Here is an 18,968-nt window from a genome sequence, read left to right on the forward strand (position 1 = left end):
TATGGTCTGCCGGACCAGTTAGACGGGGAGGTGAAGGTCTGTGACAACGTTGCGGGAGCTGAGCGCACCCGCCGGCGCACCCGGCCGGACCGACGATTCAACCGTGCTGGACGTACGCGACCTGCGGATGCGTTACGGCACCACGGACGTGCTCGACGGAGTCACGTTCACCGCGCAGCGGGGCGAGGTGCTGGCGCTGCTGGGGCCCAACGGTGCGGGCAAGACCACCACCATCGAGATCCTCGAAGGCTTCCGGATGCGTTCCGCCGGAGACGTCTCCGTACTCGGGGTGGATCCCGGACGCGGCGACGAGCGGTGGCGGGCCAGGCTCGGCGTGGTCCTGCAATCATGGCGTGACCACGGCAAATGGCAGGTACGCGAACTCCTCGCCCACCTCGGCTCCTACTACGTCCCCTACTCCACGCCGACGCTGCGCCGCCCCTGGGACATCGACGAACTGGTCGACGCCGTCGGCCTGACCGAGCACGCCGGCAAGCGGGTCAACCGGCTCTCCGGGGGCCAGCGCCGCCGGCTCGACGTAGCGATCGGCATCGTCGGCCGCCCCGAGTTGCTCTTCCTCGACGAGCCCACGGTCGGTTTCGACCCGGCTGCCCGGCGTGAGTTCCACGACCTCGTACACCGGCTCTCCGACATCGACGAGACCACGATCCTGCTGACCACCCACGACCTGGACGAGGCGGAGAAACTGGCCGACCGGATCCTGATCCTGGCCGGTGGGCGGATCATCGCCGACGGTTCGGCCGACGAACTGTCCCGACGGATGTCGACCGAGGCGGAGGTGCGCTGGAGCCAGGGCAACGGGCGGTTCGTGCACAGCAGTTCCGACGCCACCCGGTTCGTCCGCGAGCTGTTCCAGCAGCACGGCGAGTCCATCACCGACCTGGAGGTACGCCGGGCCAGCCTGGAGGACACGTACATGGCCATGGTGCGGGAGGCCGAGTCGGGCCGGGCCGGGCCTGCGGCACAGACCTTCGAGGAGGTAGTCCGATGACGTCGCCCATGCTCACCGCGGCCCGGTCCGGGCTGGCCCGGGGCGGGATCGAACTGCGCCAGACCTTCACCACCGCGCAGGACCTCTGGACCTACCTCTTCCCCACGGTCATCCTGCTGGTGGTGATGGTCTTCACCCGCAGCGCCACCGTGCCGGGCACGGACTTCTCGCTGGGGTCGCGGACACTGCCGAGCGCGCTCGGCATGGGCATCGCCTTCGGCGGGCTGGTGAACCTGGCCCAGCAGCTCATCGTCGAACGCGAGGACGGCACCCTGCTGCGGGCCAAGGCGGTCCCGAACGGGATGCTCGGCTACCTGATCGGCAAGATCGTACTGATCTCCGGGATCACCCTGGTCAGCCTCACGCTTCAGCTCGTACCCGGACTGTTCCTGCTCGACGGGTTGGCGGTGAACAGCCTGAGCGGCTGGACGACGCTGGCCTGGGTGCTGCTGCTCGGGCTGGTCGCCACCATGCCGATCGGCGCGATCCTCGGCTCCCTGTTCGACAACCCGCGCAACATGGGTCTGATCATGTTGCCGATCATGGGACTCGTCGCCACCTCCGGTATCTTCTATCCGATCACCAACTTCCCGGCCTGGTTGCAGGGGATCGCGCAGGTGTTCCCGATCTACTGGCTGGGGTTGGGGATGCGTTCGGCGCTGCTCCCGGACAACCTGTCGGTAGTCGAGATCGGACAATCGTGGCGACACCTGGAGACGTTCGGCGTACTCGGCGCATGGGCCGTGGTCGGCCTGGTCGCCGCGCCGATCGTGCTGCGCCGGATGGCCCGCCGCGAGTCCGGATCGCGGGTCGCCGCCCGCCGGGAGAAGGCCCTGCAACGGGTCAACCCGTGAGCGGGGGAACACCATGAACGAAGTGATCTACGACCGGATCGCGGTGCTCCGGGTGGAACGGGGAATCTCCCGCCGCCAGCTCGCCGAGGCGCTCGGGGTGCACTACCAGACGGTCGGCTACCTGGAGCGGGGCGAGTTCCGGCCGAGCCTGCACCTGGCGTTGCGGATCGCGGCGTACTTCGAGGTGCCGGTGGAGGTCGTCTTCTCCACCGAGCCCTTCCCCCGGATCGGGAGCGGTTCCACCACCGCCGCCGAACAACAGTCCGCCTGACCCACCCCGCGCCGGGTCGATTGCCGATCGGGAGCGACGGGCGCGGCCGAAACCGGCGTGCCCGGACCGCCGCCGAGTTAGGTTTGTCCTGATTCGGTGCACCATCCCCGGTGGCGAAGGGCGGCAACGTGGCTGAGGGCGAGGATCTGTACGGTCGGTGCGCGCTGGTCACCGGCGGCTCCGGTGGGATCGGTGGGGCGATCTCGCTCAGCCTGGCCGCCGCCGGTGCGGACGTCGCCCTGACCTACGCCGGTCATCGAGCCCCCGCCGAGGGGATCGCCGACCAGATCCGGGCACTGGGGCAGCGGGCCCTCGTCCTCCCCGCCGACCTGCGCCAGCCCGAGGTGGCGGCAGCCACGGTCGAGGCCACCCGAGCCGAACTCGGCAGCGTCGACGTGCTGGTGGCGAACGCCGGGGTCGGGCAGAAGCTCTCCTGGGACCAGGTGGAACTGGACCTGTGGGACGAGACGATGGCGGTCAACCTGCGCGCCCCGTGGCTGATGACCCGCGCCGTACTCCCGGACATGATCAGCCGAGGGTTCGGTCGGATCCTCTTCCTGTCGTCGATCGCCGCGCTCAACGGCGGGGTCATCGGCCCGCACTACGCGGCCAGCAAGGCCGGTCTGCACGGACTGATGCACCACCTCGCCGGCCGGGTCGCCGGGAACGGCGTCACCGTCAACACCATCGCCCCGGCGCTGATCGCCGGCACCGGCTTCGTAGCGGCCAACCCGGACAATCCGGGAACTCCGGTGCCGGTCGGACGCCTGGGCACCGCCGACGACGTGGCCGCGATGGTGCTGGCGATGCTGACCAACTCGTACCTGACCAACAAGGTGATCACCCTCGACGGCGGCATCTACCCGGACTGACTCTCCTGCTCCACGCATCGAGCTGCCGGGCCGACCGGAGGTGATGACCGGGCGCGCCGAGTGCGACCGTGACCGGTCGTGCCACGATGAAAGGCATGGTCAAAGGTCCGGTCGCGTTTGTGCTCGGCGGTGGGGGCGTACTCGGCGCGGTCGAGGTCGGCATGCTCCGGGCGCTGTTCCGCGCCGGCATCCGCCCCGACCTCGTCATCGGCACGTCGATCGGTGCGGTCAACGGTGCCCTGGTCGCCGCCGACCCGACCGAGGCGGTCACCGACCGACTGGTACGCCTCTGGGCGTCCCCCGAGGCCAGCGAGGTGTACGGCGACTCGGTCGCCCGGCAACTCCGCCGGTTCGCCGCCCGTACGCACCTGCACTCGCCGCGCCCGCTGCGCCGGCTGTTGGAGGCGGAACTCGGTGAGCGGACCACCTTCGCCGACCTGAAGGTGCCGTTCCGGTGCTGCGCGGCGAGCATCGAACGGGCCGCCGAACACTGGTTCTCCACCGGGCCGCTGGTCGAGGCGGTCCTCGCCTCCGCCTCCGTACCGGGGCTGCTGCCGCCGGCCGAGATCGGCGGCGAACACTTCGTCGACGGGGGGATCGTCAACTCGATCCCGATCGGCGAGGCGGTGGAGAGCGGCGCCAAGCAGATCTTCGTACTCCAGGTGGGCCGGATCGAACGGCCGCTGACGCCGCCGCGACGACCCTGGGAGATCGCCCAGGTCGCGTTCGAGATCGCCCGCCGGCACCGGTTCGCCCGGGAGATGGCGGCGCTGCCCGACGACGTGGACGTGCACGTGCTGCCGACCGGCGGGTCCCAGCCGCGCGACGACACCCCGTGGGCGTACCGGGACATGGCGGCGGTCGGGCGGCGGATCAGCCGGGCGTACACCGCCTCCCGGCGTTACCTGCACTCGCACGTCGAGGGCGTCTGATGCGGTTGCCGCCCCGGTGGCTTCGACGGGTGCTGTTCGGCCCGGCGGTGGTGCTGCTCGCGGCCCTGTTCGTCAGCGCGCTCCCGATCTGGTTGCTGCTCGCCGCGGCGGCCTCGCCGCTGGTGCCGGGCTACCTGCGCCCGCTGCGGGTGCTCTGGATGGCGATCATTTACGTGGCCTGGGACGCCAGCGCGCTGATCGCCCTGTTCGGGCTCTGGATCGCCTCCGGCTTCGGTTGGAAGAAGCGTTCGCCCCGGTTCCAGCGGGCGCACTACGTGCTGACCGGCTGGTTTCTCAACTTCCTGTTCTGGCAGGCCCAGTGGGCGCTGCGGTTGACCATCGAGGTGGTCGGCGCCGACCCGGACACCGCACTGCCCGGTCGTCCGGAGCTGGTGCTCTGCCGGCACGCCGGTCCCGGTGACTCGTTCATCCTGATCCACGCGCTGGTCAACTGGTTCGACCGGGAGCCGCGGATCGTGCTGAAGGAGACCCTCCAGTGGGATCCGGCGGTCGACGTACTGCTGAACCGGTTGCCGAACCGGTTCATCGCGCCGGGCCGGGCGCAGGATCCGGTGGTCGGTGCCGACAGTCGGCAACCGGGCAGGACACTCACCGAGCAGGTCGGTCACCTGGCCGTCGGGCTGGACAGCAACGACGCGTTCGTGATCTTCCCGGAGGGCGGGAACTTCACCCCGCGCCGCCGGATCCGGGCCATCGAGCGGCTCCGGGCCCGAGGGCTGGAAAAGATGGCCGTACGGGCGGAGGGGATGCAACACGTCCTGGCGCCGCAGCCGGGTGGCGTACTCGCGGCGTTGGACGCGGCGCCGGACGCGGGGGTCATTTTCGTCGCGCACACCGGTCTGGACCGGATGCTCACGGTGGCGGATGTCTGGCGTGAACTCCCGATGGACAAGAAAATTGTGATGCGGTTCTGGTCGGTTCCGCCGGAGGAAATCCCTGCCGGGCGGCAGGAGCGGATCGACTGGCTCTACGACTGGTGGAAACGGATCGACGAATGGGTCGATATCCACCGCACCAACGCGTAGGGTGCGCGGCGTGGACCAGCTCTGCATCGTAACGACCGTGGTGGATGCCCGGTCGGTGGCGGATCTGCTCGCCGCCGCGGCGGTCGCCGGCCGGCTTGCGGCCTGCGCCCAGGTCGGTGGCCCGATGGACAGCACCTATTGGTGGCAGTCCCGAATGGAAACCACCCGGGAATGGTCGGTGCAGTTCAAAACCGCACCGGACCGGGTGGAGGCGCTGGTCGAGCACCTGCGCAGCGCGCATCCGTACGAGGTGCCGGAGGTTCTGGTGCACTGGGTCGAGGGCGGAAACCCGGACTACACCGCCTGGGTGCACGAACAGACCCGTACCTGACGCCGGCACCCACCCGTCGGCCTGAGTACACAAGCCGACCGCCGGACCATTGATGAGTACGCGGACTCTGGGCCGGGTCCGACCGGCGGGGCCACCATGCCAGGGTGAGCACTCCGCCGAGTCTGTATCCCTGCCCCGCGTGCGGGGCCGGGGCCAATCTGAGCACCGGCTGCCCGCGCTGCGGTCGGGCACCGGATCCGGTCGCCGCCGAGGTGGTCCGGTTGGACGGCGAGATCGTCGCGCTGACCGGACGGGTCGAGCAGGCCCGGCAGGCGTACACGACGCTGAACGCCGCCCTCGACGACCTGCGGCGACGGCGGGCCGACCTCGCCGCCCAGGTGCGGGCGGCGATGTTCGCCGCCCGTCCAGTCGCCCCGGTGGCCGCCGCGCCGGTCCCTCGGGTCGCCCCGGTCACCGCCGCCCCGCAGGTTCCACCGGTACGCCCGGAGGCGTCCACCCGGGCCGTACAGAATCTGCTTTTCGTCCTCGGTGGACTGTTGCTCTGCACCGCCGCGGTCGTCTTCATGGTCGTCACCTGGTCGGTTGTCGGCGTGGCCGGGCGGGCGGCGATCCTGGCCGGCATCACCGGCTTGGTGCTGGCCGCGCCCCCGCTGGCGAAGCGGCGCGGGCTCACCGCCACCGCGGAGACGTTCTCGGTGGTCGGGCTGCTGCTGGTGGCACTCGACGGTTACGCCGCCTGGTCGGTGAACCTGTTCGGGGTCGCCGGCTGGCCGGGCGCCTCCTACGCGGCGCTGGTCTGGGGGGTCAGCGCCGCGGCGGCGACCGGGTACCGGCGGCTCACCCGGCTCTGGGCGCCCTGGTTCACCGCGCTGGTGTTCGCCCAGCCGGTGCTGCCGCTGCTCGCGTCCCGGTGGGAACCCGACGCCGCCGGTTGGGCGCTCGTGTTCGCCGCGTTGGCCGCGTTCAACCTGGCGGTCGTCCACACCACCCGCACCACCGGGCGGAACACGGCCGTGGCCGGTTCGGCTCCGGCTCAACCGGATGCGGCGGGCGTAGCCGGTTCGGCTCCGGGTGAACCGGACGGGGCCGGCGTGCGTGTCGGCGATGGGGGAACTGACGGGACGGCGCCCGGAGGGGTGGCGCTGGCTCGTCAGGTGCTCGGCTGGGTGGCGTACGCCGCCGCACTGGCCGCTGCCGGGCTCTGCGGCCTGGTCGCGCTGCTGGTGGCCGACGGCCCCGGAATGCCGGCACTGGCCGGCGGCCCGCTGCTGGTCGCGGTGGCGGTCCTGGTGGCGGGCGCGGTGCTGACGCGCAACGCCGGCTTCCAGGCCGCCGCCGGACTGGTGGTCGTCATCGGCCTCGCCGGTACGGTCCTGCGGCCGGTCGCCGAGTGGGCGGGATCGTTCCTGCTGCTCGCCAGCGGCCTGGTCGTCGCCGGGCTGGCCGTCGCGGTCACCCTGACCGGGCCACGCCTGCCGGCCGGGGTACGGGGCGGCCCGAGGGTCGGCGGGCTGCTGCTCGGCGGCGTACTCGGCCTGCTGGTCGGGACGATGACGCTGTCGATCGCGTACGAGGCGGCGACCCGGTCACTGCCGGTGTGGCGGGGGACCGGCACCGGGCCGGTCAGCATTCTCGACTGGCAGGTGTCGGTCACCGCGCTGCTGGTCGCGGTCGCGTTGGCGGTGCTGCTGCCCCGACCTGCCCGGGAACCGATCGGCGTGCTCGGGATCGGCCTCGCGGTGCTCGCGATCCCGGCCGGGGTGGCGCTGCCCTGGTGGGCGCTGGCCGTCGTGGAACTGACCGTGGCGGCGGTCGTGCTCGCCACCGCCGTACGCGTCCCGGCGCCGGGTGCGCTGACCCTGCTGGTCCGAGCCGGTACGGGAACCGTGCTGGTCGGGCACGCGTTCCTGCTCGGCCTCGCCCGACCGGGAAGCGCGGCGGCCGTACTCGGCGCGATCCTGGTGATCGGGGTGGGTGTCGCCGTACTCGCCGGGAACGGGTCGCAGGACCGGCTGGCGGGCGTACGACGGGCGATCGGCGGGACCGCGCTCGGCATCGGGCTGCTCGCCGTACCGGGCACGGTGACCGTGGGACTGTTCGCCGCCGGGGTGGAGCCGTGGTGGCAGTCGCGGGCGGCCCTCGCCAGCGGTGTACTGCTGCTCGGGGCGGTTGCCGTACTGCGTCGCCGCCGGACCCATTACCTGCCGTACGCCGACACCGCGCTCGCGCTCACCGCACTGGTGACCGGGCTGGCGCCGCTGTTCGGCCGGACCGGCGAACCCGTCGCTCTCTACGCGGCGGTCGGCCTGCTCCTGCTGGTCGGTGGGCTGTACCTCACCGGCCTGCTCGGCGCCGGCCGGGCAGCAGGGGACGAAGTGGCCGGGCGTGCGGTGGCAGCGCACCAAGCGGTCGGGCGGGAGGTGGGGGTGATCTCGCCCGGTCTGTTCGGGGTGCCGGTGCTGGCGTTCGCGGCCGTCCTGGGGGTGGCGCCCGCGATCGGGGCGGTCCTGCTCGGCCCGTACGGATGGCTGGGGCGGATCTGGTCCGGGGCGCCCGCCGGGGTGGGACTCGCCCCGACCGGGTGGCCGGTCGACGGCCCATCCGGGGCGGCGCTGGTGGTACTCGCCGTCACCGCGACCCTGGCCGGCTGGGGGTGGTACCGGACGATCACCGGGGCGACCCTGGCCGGGCTCCCGCTGGCTGCCACGGCTCTGCTGGTGGTGCTCGCCGGGGCGGGTGCCCGGTGGCCGGTCGTACCGGCGGTGGCCCTGCTCGGCGGTCTCGCCGCCCTGCTCGTCGCCACCGTCCCGACGCGCCGGACGGCAGCGTCCACCGGTGCCGGCCCGGCGGGCCCATCGGACGGGCCCGGCGGTGCCGGGTCGGCGCTGCTCGGTGGTGCCGGAACAACGCTGCCCGGTGGTGCAGGCTCGGCGCTGCTCGGTGGTGCCGGGACAACGCTGCTCGCCGGTGTTGGTGGCGGGCTGGTGCTCGTACCGCTGGGGGTGATGCTTGCCGGAGCGGGCCTGGCGGGCGCGTTGCCGACCGAGGCCACCACCCTGGTCGCGCTGGGCCTGGTCGTGCTGACCGGCGCGGCGATCGGTGCCGGTGCGGTCAGCACGGCGGCGGGCCGGGTGCCGGTGGCGAGGGTCGCCGGGTGGCTGGCCGCGATCGGCGCCGGACTGGCCTTCGCGGTCGCCGCGTCCCACGCAGCCGACCTGCCGCTGCGGCTCGCCGCGTTCGCGGCCCTCGGGGTCGCCGCGGTCGCGCTCGCCGGAGGTGCCGTCCTGCGCGGCCGGCGGCCGGTCGAGTCGGTTGCCGTCGAGGCGGCAGCCCACGCCGGTGCGGTCGTCGCGCTGCTGCTCACCACCGGTGCGATCCGGTACGCGGCCGCCGTCGCCACCCTCTGGGGAGTGGCGGTCGGCCTGCGCGCCCTGCGCCCCGGTGAACCCGCCCGACGCCGGGCGGTCCTCGCCGCCGTGGCCGTCGGCTGTGAACTGCTCGCGGTCTGGCTGCTGCTCACCTCCGCGCAGGTCGCGCTGCTGGAGGCGTACACCCTGCCGGCGGCGCTCTGTGCGCTGATCGTCGGCGCGCTCGCCCTGCGGGCCCGGCCGGCGCTGAGTAGCTGGGTGACGTACGGGCCGGGGCTGACGGCCGCGCTGCTGCCGAGCCTCGCCTCGATCCTCGTCGCCGGGGACCAGCCGTGGCGGCGGCTCCTGCTCGGGGTCGGTGCACTCGTGGTGGTGCTCGCCGGTGCGCACTGGCGGCGGCAGGCACCGGCGGTGCTCGGCGGCGCCACCCTGGCCATCGCCGCGCTGTACGAGGTGGTCGGCGCCTGGGACCGGCTGCCCCGTTGGATCTTCCTGGCCCTCGGCGGCCTCGCCCTGATCGGACTCGCCATCACCTACGAACGCCGCCGCCGTGACCTCGCCCGATGGCGTGCCGCCGTCGGCCGGATGAGTTAGATTCGCTGCCGGAAAGGATGAGTGAGGTAGTGCTGGCCCTACCCCGCATTAGGGGGTTTCCAGGGTTACTCAGCGCAAGCCCACCCGTGACACTTGAGTAAGCACGTCTCGCCCGGGGCGTCATAAAATCCCAGCTCCTAGGAGAAGCGATGACGGTCGGCGCGGTGGTTGAGCCTGCTCTTCGTCGGGGTAGTGACTACGCCAAGTTATCTCGACGGATCAATCAGGCAGGTCTCCTGGAGCGCCGCCCCGGTTGGTACGCGACGAAGATCGCGATCACCGCCGGTCTGTTCGTCGCCGGCTGGGTGGCGGTGTTCCTCGTCGGCGACTCCTGGTGGCAACTGCTGGTGGCGGTCGGACTCGCGATCGCCAGCACCCAGGTCGCCTTCCTCGGCCACGACGCCGGGCACCGGCAGATGTTCCGCAGTCGCCAAGCCAGCCAGGTCGCCGGACTGCTCGCCGCGAACCTCGCCACCGGGATCAGCTACGGGTGGTGGATCGACAAGCACAACCGGCACCACGCCAATCCGAACCACGAGGACCACGACCCCGACGTTGGCGCGGGCGCCCTGGTCTGGACCGACGAACAGGCACGGGAAACGAAGGGGTTCGGCCGCTGGCTGGCCCAGCGTCAGGCGTACCTGTTCTTCCCGATGCTGACGCTGGAAGGGCTGAGCCTGCACGTCGACAGCTTCAAGGGGCTGTTCCGTTCGCCGATGCGGTACCGGGCGATCGAGGCGGTACTGCTGGTCGTGCACGTGGCCGCGTACTTCGGCGTACTGTTCACCGTCCTGTCGCCGGTGAAGGCCCTGGTCTTCATCGCCGTACACCAGGGGTTGTGGGGTGTCTACATGGGCTGCTCGTTCGCGCCCAACCACAAGGGCATGCCGATGCTGACCGCCGAGGACGACCTCGACTTCCTGCGCAAGCAGGTGCTCACCTCGCGCAACGTACGGGGCAGCCGGCTGGTCGACTTCACCCTCGGCGGGCTCAACTACCAGATCGAGCACCACCTCTTCCCGAGCATGGCGCGGTCGAACCTGCGCAAGGCACAGCCGATCGTCAAGGCGTACTGCGCCGAACAGGGCATCCCGTACGAGGAGACCGGACTCGTCGACTCGTACGCCCAGGCCCTGCGGCACCTGCACAGCGTGGGCGCGGAGCTGCGCGCCGGTCGGTGACGCGACCGCCCTCGGTGGGTGGGCCGACCACGGTTGCCCTCCCCGGTCGGGAACGACGACGGTAAGGTCTGCCCCATGGCAGAGGTGCTGGACGCCGACGCGGTGCGCGGTGAGCTGGAGAAGTTGGACGGCTGGTCCGGCGACCCGGCGGTGCTGACCCGTACGGCCGAGCTGGGCAGCTTTCCCGAGGCGATCGATGTGGTGAACCGGGTGGCGGCGGTGGCCGAGGAACTCGACCACCACCCCGACATCGACATCAGGTGGCGCACCGTGACCTTCCGGTGCGCCACCCACTCGGTTGGCGGAGTGACCCGGCGCGACTTCCAACTTGCCCAGCGTATTGACCAGATCCTCGGGGGAACGGCGTGAGATTCGAGATCAGCAAGGTCCTCGACGCGATCGAAGGCCGGGTCTGCACCGATCCGTCGCTCGCTCGGGCCGTACTCGACCTGGCCGAGGTGGTCCGCTACACGGACTTCGACGGCGGCCGTCCGGCCAGCATGCTCCGGCTCGGCATCGTCATCGACGCGCTCAGCCGGCAACTGGAGGAGGACAGCGTCCCGGTCTACCCGGTGGTCCACCGGGCTCTGCTCTCGGACGCCGACCTGACCTCGAACGAGCGGATGGTGGTCCGCCGCTGGGCCGACGACGGCCTGGTCGAGGTGCTGCCCAATCCGGTGGAGCGGATGCTGGAACTGGCCGACCTGCTCGGCCTGCCGGTACTCAGCCGGATGCGGTTCGACGGCATGCTCGGGCGCTACCCGTGGCTGAACTCGCAGCCCGGCCGCCTGCTCGCCCCGGTGAGCGGCGCCAACGGACCGACCCTGGTGCCGCAGTCCGGTGGCAACGCGGTCTGGACCTCACCCGGCCCGTCCCCGACCGGGGCGAAGCTCCTGGCCCGGCTCTGGCGCTGCCCCGAGCCCGGCTGCGTGTTGTTCGGCGACGGTGGCGGTGGCGGCGGATCCTTCGCCGACCTGGCCCGCTCCGACCGTGAGCCGGGCGGACAGCCGCCACCGACGCTGCGGTCCGGCGCACCGAGCTGCCCCCGGCACGACCGGCGGCTCACCGACGCCGGCCCCCGCCCGGACACCGAGGTCCTGTCGGTCCGGGTCGGCGGCCAGGTACGCCGCCGGTTCGTGGTCGCCGCCGACCGGCCGGTGGTGGTCGGACGGGCACCGGAGGAGAGCGGCGGCATCATGCTCGGCCAGTGGTTGAGCGAGGAGGCCCGGCGCTGGATCAGCCGCAGCCACGTACGGTTCGAGCTGCGCGGCGGTGACCTGGTCGCCTACGACGTGAGCACCAACGGCTCGGGGATCCGGCCGGGCGGTTCGATGGACGAGGACGAGCGGATCGCGCTCACCCAGCAGGCCAACCGGGTGCTGCGCGGCGGCGACTTCGTCGAGCTCTACCCCGGCGTCCAGGTCGGCTCCTCCGGCAACTGGACCTCCGGCGGCGTAATCAACCCGACCTCCGTCATGGCCGAAGCCCCCACCATGGCCATGCGCGTCATAGAACGCCCCTGACCCCCGCCCTCCCCCCTCCCCGAGTTCCATCCCGCACTTGTAGAGGAAGAGTGGTTATCCGGCTACGGATAACCACTCTTCCTCTACAACAGGTGTCTCGAAGAACAGGCGCCTCGGGTCAGGCGAGGATCTCGCGGAGTTGGGTGACGGCGAAGTCGAGTTCTTCGGGTTCGACGACCAGGGGCGGGGCTAGGCGGAGGGTGGAGCCGTGGGTGTCCTTGGCCAGGACACCGCGCTCGGCCAGCCGTTCGCACGCCTGCCGGCCGGTCATCAGGGACGGGTCGATGTCGATCCCCGCCCAGAGCCCGCGACCGCGTACGGCGACCAGGCCCTCGCCGATCAGCCCGTTGAGGGAGGCGTGCAGCCGGGCGCCCAGCTCGGCCGAGCGGCGCTGGAACTCCCCGGTGGCGAGCAGGCGTACGACCTCGGTGGCGACCGCGCAGGCCAGCGGGTTCCCGCCGAAGGTCGACCCGTGCTCACCGGGGCGCAGCACACCGAGTACGGACCTGTCCGCAGCCACCGCGGAGACCGGCACGATGCCGCCCCCGAGCGCCTTGCCGAGCAGGTACATGTCCGGCCGGACACCCTCGTGGTCGAGGGCGAACGTGGTGCCGGTACGGCCCAGCCCGGACTGGATCTCGTCGGCGAGGAAGAGCACGTTCTGCTCGGTGCAGAGCTGACGTACGCCGGGCAGGTAGCCGACCGGCGGTACGACCACACCCTGCTCACCCTGGATCGGTTCGAGCAGTACGGCGACGGTGTTCTCGTCGATCGCCTCGGCGAGCGCGGTCAGGTCCCCGTACGGCACGATCTTGAAACCGGGGGTGTACGGCCCGAAGTCGTTGCGGGCGTCCGGGTCGGTGGAGAAGCTGATGATGGTGGTGGTCCGGCCGTGGAAGTTGCCGTCGGCGACCACGATGGTGGCCTTGCCCGCCGGTACGCCCTTGACCTGGTAGCCCCACTTGCGGGCGACCTTGATCGCGGTCTCGACCGCCTCGGCGCCGGTGTTCATCGGCAGGACGAGTTCGGTGCCGCAGAGGTCGGCCAGTTCGTGGCAGAAGGTGGCGAACTGGTCGTGGACGAAGGCGCGGCTGGTCAGGGTGAGCCGGTCGAGCTGTTCGTGCGCGGTGGCGATCAGCTTGGGGTGGCGGTGGCCGAAGTTGAGCGCCGAGTAGCCGGCCAGGCAGTCGAGGTAACGCTTGCCGTCGATGTCGGTCACCCAGGCGCCCTCGGCGGAGGAGATCACCACCGGCAGCGGGTGGTAGTTGTGCGCGGTCCAGCGTTCCGCGTCGCGTACCGCACCGGGGGTCAGCAGCATGTCGTCCACGATCACTTGCTTGCCTCTCGTTCCCGCAGCACCAGCGTGCAGCACTTCGGCCCGCCACCTGCCTTGAGCAGCTCGGACAAATCAACACCAATTGTGGTGTATCCGCGCTCGCGCAGCTTAGTAGCCAGGCCGGTGGCCCGGGTGGGAAGCACGACATTACGACCGTCGCTGACCGCGTTCAGCCCGAACACCTCGGCGTCCGCGAGGTCGGCCAGGACCGCGTCCGGGAAGAGCCGACGCAGTACGGCCCGACTCCCCGGCGAGAACGCCTCCGGCAGGTACGCCACGGTCCGGTCGTCGAGTACGCAGAGCGCGGTGTCCAGGTGGTAGAAGCGCGGGTCGACCAGTTGCAGCGTCACCACCGGCCGGCCGAACACCTCCTGCAACTGGGCGTGCGCGGCATGTGCCGTACGGAACCCGGTGCCGGCCAGGAGCATCCCGTTGACGAGGAGGATGTCGCCCTCGCCCTCGTTGACGTACTTGGCCTCGTGCACCGGATACCCGGCCCGCTCGAACCACGACCGGTACGCCGGCGCCTCATCGGCCCGCTGCGGGTCACGGAACTGTACGGCGAGAACCTCCCCGTCCACCACGGTCGCCCCGTTCGCGGCGAAGACCATGTCGGGCAGGCCGGGCACCGGCTCGATCTCCTCGACCGTGTGCCCGAGATCGAGGAACGTTTGGCGCAGCGTCTCCCACTGCGCGATGGCGAGCGCCGGGTCGACCGGGGCGCTCGGGTCCATCCATGGGTTGATCGCGTACTCGACGGCAAAATATGTGGGCCGGCACATCAGGTAGTGGCGGCGGGTGGCATCCAGCGTCATGCCCTGCTCCCAGTGGTCGGGCGCGCCCGGCCAAGGTCGGCTCACGGGCTGGCGCGATACCCAACGCTATGCGGCAGGACCCGGCGGAAACCACTGGTGGAACTTGCGTCGTACCGTCGATCGTTGCGTCTGGACGGGGTACGAGCGGCGATTCGTTGCGTCCTGTGATCGCCGACGCCCGAGGTCGCCCGGATGCGGGTTGGTGGTGCACCGTTGCGGGGGCGGCGCATCGCCGCCCCCGTCACCGAATGAGCCCTGGCGGTGAACCACCGCCGGTGAGCCAGGCCGGAGCGGTGAACCACCGCTCCGGCGTCATATGTGCCCCCTAGAACCGGTCCACAAACTGTGCGTCAAGCCACTCCCGGAAGCGCAGGACCCAGTCGCCGTCCGTGGTCGGCCAGGTGAACTGGCCGGTCATCGCGAGGATGCCGATGACCACCGCGGTGAGGCCGAGCCCCAGGCCGAGCAGCGCGTCGGACTTGCCGGCCACGTGCCGCCGGCTGGTCGCCGAGATGCCGCCGACACCGAGCAGCGCGCCGAGGGCGCCGACCGCGATGCCGTACCCGGCGAGGGTGCCGGTGAGCACGAAGAGGACGGAGGCGACGCCGAGGACGAGGCTGAGGGTGGCGAGCAGGCTGGCGCGCGGGCGGGGCCCGGCGGGCACCACCACCGGCGGGGCCCGGCGGGCACCACCACCGGCGGTTCGCGGTCGGTCCGTTCGGTGCCGGTTGTCGTACCGTCATCGATCTTGTCCCCGGTCCGGCTGTCGGTCCGGTCGGTCCTGATGTCGGTCCGGTCGAGGTCGTCGCGGACCGGGCGGCCGTCGACCGTGGTGTCGTCGCCGCGCGGGCGGTCGAGCACCGGCGCGGTCGCCGTCCCGGCGGACGAGCTGCGGTACGTCGCCCGCTCGCTCGGCGGCGTCACCTCACCGGTACGCGCCCGCTCGCTTGCCGGCAGGACGGCGTCGCTGTGTGCGACCGCCCGATCCGTCGGTCGATCGGTGCCGATCGGCGTGGTATCGCGTTCGTCGATCCGGCCGTCGGCGTTCTCGTCCCGCGTCGGCACGGTCACCGGTTCGGGTGCCTTCTCCGCGCGCCGCGAGAGCGAAGGAATTCTGACCACAACACACCTCCTGGTCGTAGCGCGGCTACCCAAACCCATCAGCCCCGGCACCCACGCGGTCTACCCCCCCGAATTACCCCAACCCCCAACCCCCAACCCCCACCCCGCCCCTCGCCCCGCCCCTCGCCCCGTCCCTCGGCCCGTCGATCATGAAGTTAGCGACGAATTCACGCCGGAAAATGGTCGCTAACTTCATGATCAACGCACCAAATAGGAGGGTGGGGAGGGGTGGGTGGGGGAGGGTGGGGTTGTTTGGTGGGAGTGGGGTGGGGGCGCGGGGGTGGGGGTGGGTGGGGTGGGGGATGTTGGGGAGAGTGTGCGGGTTTTGCGGGGGGCGGCGGGGCGTGGGCAGGTCACGTTCGTGGAGTTGTTCTTCGACCTGATCTACGTACTCGGGGTTACGCAGTTGACCCACCTGCTCATCACGCACCTGACCCCGCTCGGGGCGTTGCAGACCCTGCTGCTGTTGCTCGCGCTCTGGTTCGCCTGGGTGGACACCTCCTGGGTGACCAACTGGTTCGACCCGAACCAGCTCGGCGTACGGCTGATGCTGGTGGTCCTGATGCTGCTCAGCCTGATCATCTCGGCGTCGGTGCCGGAGGCGTACGGGCAGCGGGGCATCTGGGTCGCCGGGGCGTACGCGGCGATCCAGGTGGGGCGGAACGTTTTTGTCGTACTCGCGCTCGGCCGGGCGGGGGCGGACGAGTCGCCCGAGCAGAGGAGCCAGCGACTCGGACTGCGGCTGAACTTCGAGCGCCTGCTGTTGTGGAAGTCGGTGTCCAGCGCGCTCTGGGTGGCGGGCGGCCTTTCGCACGGCTCGGTGCGACTCATGTTCTGGGCGATCGCGGTGGTGATCGAATACTGTGGCGCCGCCGCCGGTTTCTACGTTCCCCGGCTGGGCAGATCCACCCCCGCCGACTGGCACATCAGCGGTCGGCACCTGGCCGAACGCGGCCAACTGTTCATCCTGATCGCGCTCGGCGAATCCATTCTGATCACCGGTACGGTATTCGGTGAACGGCCCGCCGTGGCGCCGCATCTGCTTGCCTTTGTCGTGTCGTTCCTCGGCAGCGTGGCGCTCTGGTGGCTCTATTTCGACCGCAGCGCCGAGGCCGCCAGTGCGGTGATCGACCAATCCGAGGATCCGGGGCGGATCGGCCGATCCGCGTTCACCTACTTCCAGTTGCCGATGGTTGCCGGCATCATCGTCGCGGCGGTCGGGGACGAGCTGGTGATCGCCCACCCGGACGGCCATTCCGGGTGGGCCACGATCGTCACCGTGCTCGGCGGACCGGCCCTGTTCCTCGCCGGTCACGCGTTGTTCAAACACTCCGTCTTCGGCGGGGTGTCGAAGCCCCGGGTGGTCGCGTTCGCCGTGCTGGCGGCCCTGGTGCCGGTGGGCCTCGTGGTCCCGCCCCTGGTCCTGTCCCTGCTCGCCACCCTGGTCGTGGCGGGCGTCGGGGTCTGGGACTCGCTCCTGCCGGCCCACCACGCCCCCGCGACCACCTGAGCGCCCCAGCGCCCCAGCGACCACCTGAGCGCCCGGCGCCCGCGCGGAGGCACGGGCGCCGCGAACCGTCCGCTCAGGGCTGGTTGTCGGCGCGGCGGATCGGCATGAAGGTCGGCGGCCGATCGGTGGTCAGGAAGCCGGTGATCAGGCGCAGGCACAGCTCGGGGTGTTCGAACAGGAGCAGGTGCGAGGCGGCCGGGATGATCGCCAACTCGCCGTCGCGCAGCCCCCGGTACAACTCGACGGTGTGGTCCAGGGTCACCAGGTCGTCGTCACCGGCCAGCACCAGGGTCCGGCACGTCACCTCGCCCAGGTCGGCGACGGTCAGGCCGGGTTCCTCGGCCACCGCCCGCGCGATCTTGTCGATCACCGCCGGGAAGTGGTCCGCACCGTCGGGGGAAACCTCGGCGTACGCCTCGACGAGCTGGGCCGGCGGTTCGCCACCGGCGGTCGGGCGGAAGATCAGCCCGTCGGCGTGGAAGGCGGCGCTGACCAGCACCAGCCGCTCGACCAGATCCGGGCGCCTCAGCGCGACCAGCAGCGCGACGCTCGCCCCGGCGCTGTACCCGACCAGCCGGGCCGGGCCGCCCACCACCCGGTCGAGGAAGGCGATCATGTCCTGCGCCATCAGCTCGGCGGTGATCGGGCCGGGCACGTCCGCCGTGTGGCCGTGCCCCCGGCGATCGGGCAGGAAGAGGCGGAACCGCGAGGCCAGGGCGTCGAGGTTGCCGGTGAAGCTCCGGCTGTCGGTCAGCCCACCGTGCAGGAGCAGCACCGGGTCACCGTTGCCGCGCTCGTCGTACCAGGTCTTGACGCCGTTGCAGTCCGCGTGTTTCGCCATCGGGTGCCGCCTCTCCTACCGTCGATTCACCGGGTAGTACGACGCGGCGGGGCGGAACTCATCGGTCAGCGCGGGGCGGTTGTCCGGGCAGGCCGAACAGCGGGAACAGCCGGTCTGGGTCGAGGTACGTCGTGGTCTCGGTGATCAGCCCGGCGGAGACCTCGAGGACGAGCAGGGCGAACGGCCGGTACGCGCCATCCGGGCCGGTCGGCTGGTACTGGCCGAAGGCCGGTGACCCGTTCGCCACCGTCGGGACCAGTCGCGTGCCGGCACAGGGCGCACCGGCGGCGAGCAGCACCCGACCGATCTCGTCCCGACCACGCAGCCACCAGGCGAACGGCGGCATCGACATGGTCGCGTCCTCGTGCAGGAGTGCGACCAGGGTTTCCACGTCATACCGTTCGAAGGCGGCGCAGTAGCGGGCGAGCAGATCCCGTTCCGCCGGGTCGACGGGACGTGGCGGGGCCGTCTGCCCGGCCAGGGTCGTACGGGCCCGTTGCAGGGCGCTGTTGACCGAGGCAACACTGCTGTCGAGCAGGTGGGCGACCTCGTCGGCCCTCCAGCAGAGCACGTCGCGCAGGATCAGCACCGCCCGCTGCCGGGGCGGAAGCCGTTGCAGGGCGGCGACGAAGGCCAGCCGGATCGTCTCCCGCCAGACGGCCACCTCGGCCGGATCGCCCCCGTCCGGCAGTACCCGGTGGTCGGGCACCGGCTGCACCCACGCCTGCTCCGGCAGCGGTACGCCGAGCGGAGCGCCCGCGTACGCCGGGGGGTTGAGGTCCATCGCGCGGGCCCGGCGCTGGCTGCTGCGTTGCATGTCCAGGCACACGTTGGTGGCGATGGTGTAGAGCCACGACCGCAGGGGTGCGCGATTCTCGTCGTACCGGTCGCGGTGTTGCCAGGCCCGCAGCAGGGTCTCCTGTACGGCATCCTCGGCCTCGAACGCCGAGCCCAGCATCCGGTAGCAGTAGCCGGTCAGGGGCACCCGGAACTGCTCCAGCCGCAGCTCGACGGTCATCGGTTCCGGTCCGGTCCGCACCCCGGCCACGATAGACCAACACTCCGGCTGCGAATCCGATCGATATTCCCACGCCCCGGTGGGCGGTTCCGGCGGGCGGAATGGCCGGGCGTGGGCTTCGAACCATTCGCCGAATGGTGAGCGTTGTCACGGGGATCCTCCATCGTGCCCGCGTCGCGTCGCGATCGAGTCCTGTCGAATTACGCCCCGAGTCACCTCCCGGGAGCGTCGATTTCCGTGGAGGAATGACCGAAATGCGGCACAAGATCATCACCGTACGCACCCACCTCGTCGGCGAGCGGTCAGTCAAGATCCACCGTACGGTGGAGGTCAGGGAGCAGCCCCGGAGCGTCCCTATGCTGGGCGAGAGTACGGGCGGGC

At 71.3% G+C, this 18,968-nt stretch carries 17 protein-coding genes; 12 read left to right on the forward strand and 5 right to left on the reverse strand.

Annotated features, from left to right (window positions below; genetic code table 11):
* Positions 1 to 127: 127 nt before the first annotated feature.
* The 11 genes from OIE47_RS18675 to OIE47_RS18725 all read left to right on the forward strand — a co-directional run bounded on the left by OIE47_RS18675 (position 128) and on the right by OIE47_RS18725 (position 11,945).
* The gene (locus OIE47_RS18675; protein WP_442792169.1) at positions 128 to 1,012 is read left to right on the forward strand and encodes an ABC transporter ATP-binding protein; all 885 of its coding nucleotides are present in this window, start codon (positions 128 to 130) and stop codon (positions 1,010 to 1,012) included.
* Positions 1,009 to 1,866, forward strand: a complete 858-nt coding sequence (locus tag OIE47_RS18680) for an ABC transporter permease (RefSeq protein WP_326562758.1) — start codon at positions 1,009 to 1,011, stop codon at positions 1,864 to 1,866. Before OIE47_RS18675 ends, OIE47_RS18680 begins: the two co-directional genes overlap by 4 nt.
* 13 nt (positions 1,867 to 1,879) lie before the next feature.
* On the forward strand, positions 1,880 to 2,137 hold the full coding sequence (locus tag OIE47_RS18685; RefSeq protein ID WP_326562759.1) for a helix-turn-helix transcriptional regulator: 258 nt from the start codon (positions 1,880 to 1,882) through the stop codon (positions 2,135 to 2,137).
* A gap of 128 nt (positions 2,138 to 2,265) precedes the next feature.
* Positions 2,266 to 3,009, forward strand: a complete 744-nt coding sequence (locus OIE47_RS18690) for an SDR family NAD(P)-dependent oxidoreductase (protein WP_326562760.1) — start codon at positions 2,266 to 2,268, stop codon at positions 3,007 to 3,009.
* 95 nt (positions 3,010 to 3,104) lie between these two features.
* Complete coding sequence (locus tag OIE47_RS18695) at positions 3,105 to 3,941, forward strand: patatin-like phospholipase family protein (protein ID WP_326562761.1); 837 nt, start codon at positions 3,105 to 3,107, stop codon at positions 3,939 to 3,941.
* Entirely contained in the window at positions 3,941 to 4,987 is a 1,047-nt protein-coding gene (locus tag OIE47_RS18700; RefSeq protein ID WP_326562762.1) for a 1-acyl-sn-glycerol-3-phosphate acyltransferase, read from the forward strand. Before OIE47_RS18695 ends, OIE47_RS18700 begins: the two co-directional genes overlap by 1 nt.
* Positions 4,988 to 4,997: 10 nt before the next feature.
* Positions 4,998 to 5,318 (forward strand): divalent-cation tolerance protein CutA, encoded by a 321-nt coding sequence (cutA, locus tag OIE47_RS18705; protein WP_326562763.1) that lies wholly within the window; start codon positions 4,998 to 5,000, stop codon positions 5,316 to 5,318.
* Between the two features lie 104 nt (positions 5,319 to 5,422).
* The gene (locus OIE47_RS18710) at positions 5,423 to 9,241 is read left to right on the forward strand and encodes an SCO7613 C-terminal domain-containing membrane protein (protein ID WP_326562764.1); all 3,819 of its coding nucleotides are present in this window, start codon (positions 5,423 to 5,425) and stop codon (positions 9,239 to 9,241) included.
* 149 nt (positions 9,242 to 9,390) lie between these two features.
* A complete protein-coding gene (locus tag OIE47_RS18715) occupies positions 9,391 to 10,422 on the forward strand; it encodes a fatty acid desaturase family protein (RefSeq protein WP_326562765.1) in 1,032 nt (343 codons plus the stop codon).
* Positions 10,423 to 10,497: 75 nt separating this feature from the next.
* Positions 10,498 to 10,791 (forward strand): 4a-hydroxytetrahydrobiopterin dehydratase, encoded by a 294-nt coding sequence (locus tag OIE47_RS18720; protein WP_326562766.1) that lies wholly within the window; start codon positions 10,498 to 10,500, stop codon positions 10,789 to 10,791.
* Positions 10,788 to 11,945, forward strand: a complete 1,158-nt coding sequence (locus OIE47_RS18725) for an FHA domain-containing protein (RefSeq protein ID WP_326562767.1) — start codon at positions 10,788 to 10,790, stop codon at positions 11,943 to 11,945. Before OIE47_RS18720 ends, OIE47_RS18725 begins: the two co-directional genes overlap by 4 nt.
* Positions 11,946 to 12,063: 118 nt before the next feature.
* On the opposite strand, the gene rocD is transcribed toward OIE47_RS18725, so the two are convergent.
* From rocD to OIE47_RS18740, 3 genes are all read right to left on the reverse strand, one after another.
* Positions 12,064 to 13,263 carry an ornithine--oxo-acid transaminase gene (rocD, locus tag OIE47_RS18730; protein WP_442792170.1) on the reverse strand — a complete coding sequence of 400 codons (1,200 nt, stop codon included), beginning with the start codon at positions 13,261 to 13,263 and terminating at the stop codon, positions 12,064 to 12,066.
* Between the two features lie 11 nt (positions 13,264 to 13,274).
* A complete protein-coding gene (gene ddaH / locus OIE47_RS18735; protein WP_326562768.1) occupies positions 13,275 to 14,096 on the reverse strand; it encodes a dimethylargininase in 822 nt (273 codons plus the stop codon).
* A gap of 325 nt (positions 14,097 to 14,421) precedes the next feature.
* Positions 14,422 to 14,760: a hypothetical protein gene (locus tag OIE47_RS18740; RefSeq protein ID WP_326562769.1), complete on the reverse strand. Its 339-nt coding sequence runs from the start codon at positions 14,758 to 14,760 to the stop codon at positions 14,422 to 14,424.
* Positions 14,761 to 15,534: 774 nt separating this feature from the next.
* Between OIE47_RS18740 and OIE47_RS18745 the strand changes: the two genes are divergently transcribed.
* Positions 15,535 to 16,728 (forward strand): low temperature requirement protein A, encoded by a 1,194-nt coding sequence (locus tag OIE47_RS18745; protein WP_326562770.1) that lies wholly within the window; start codon positions 15,535 to 15,537, stop codon positions 16,726 to 16,728.
* Between the two features lie 73 nt (positions 16,729 to 16,801).
* Here the strand turns inward: OIE47_RS18745 and OIE47_RS18750 are convergent, their stop codons facing one another.
* Entirely contained in the window at positions 16,802 to 17,569 is a 768-nt protein-coding gene (locus OIE47_RS18750; RefSeq protein WP_326562771.1) for an alpha/beta fold hydrolase, read from the reverse strand.
* 58 nt (positions 17,570 to 17,627) lie between these two features.
* Positions 17,628 to 18,608, reverse strand: coding sequence for a sigma-70 family RNA polymerase sigma factor (locus OIE47_RS18755; RefSeq protein ID WP_326562772.1), 981 nt, complete (start codon positions 18,606 to 18,608; stop codon positions 17,628 to 17,630).
* Between the last annotated feature and the right edge of the window lie 360 nt (positions 18,609 to 18,968).

Source organism: Micromonospora sp. NBC_01796 (genome assembly GCF_035917455.1).
In the GTDB taxonomy this organism is placed as follows: domain Bacteria; phylum Actinomycetota; class Actinomycetes; order Mycobacteriales; family Micromonosporaceae; genus Micromonospora_G.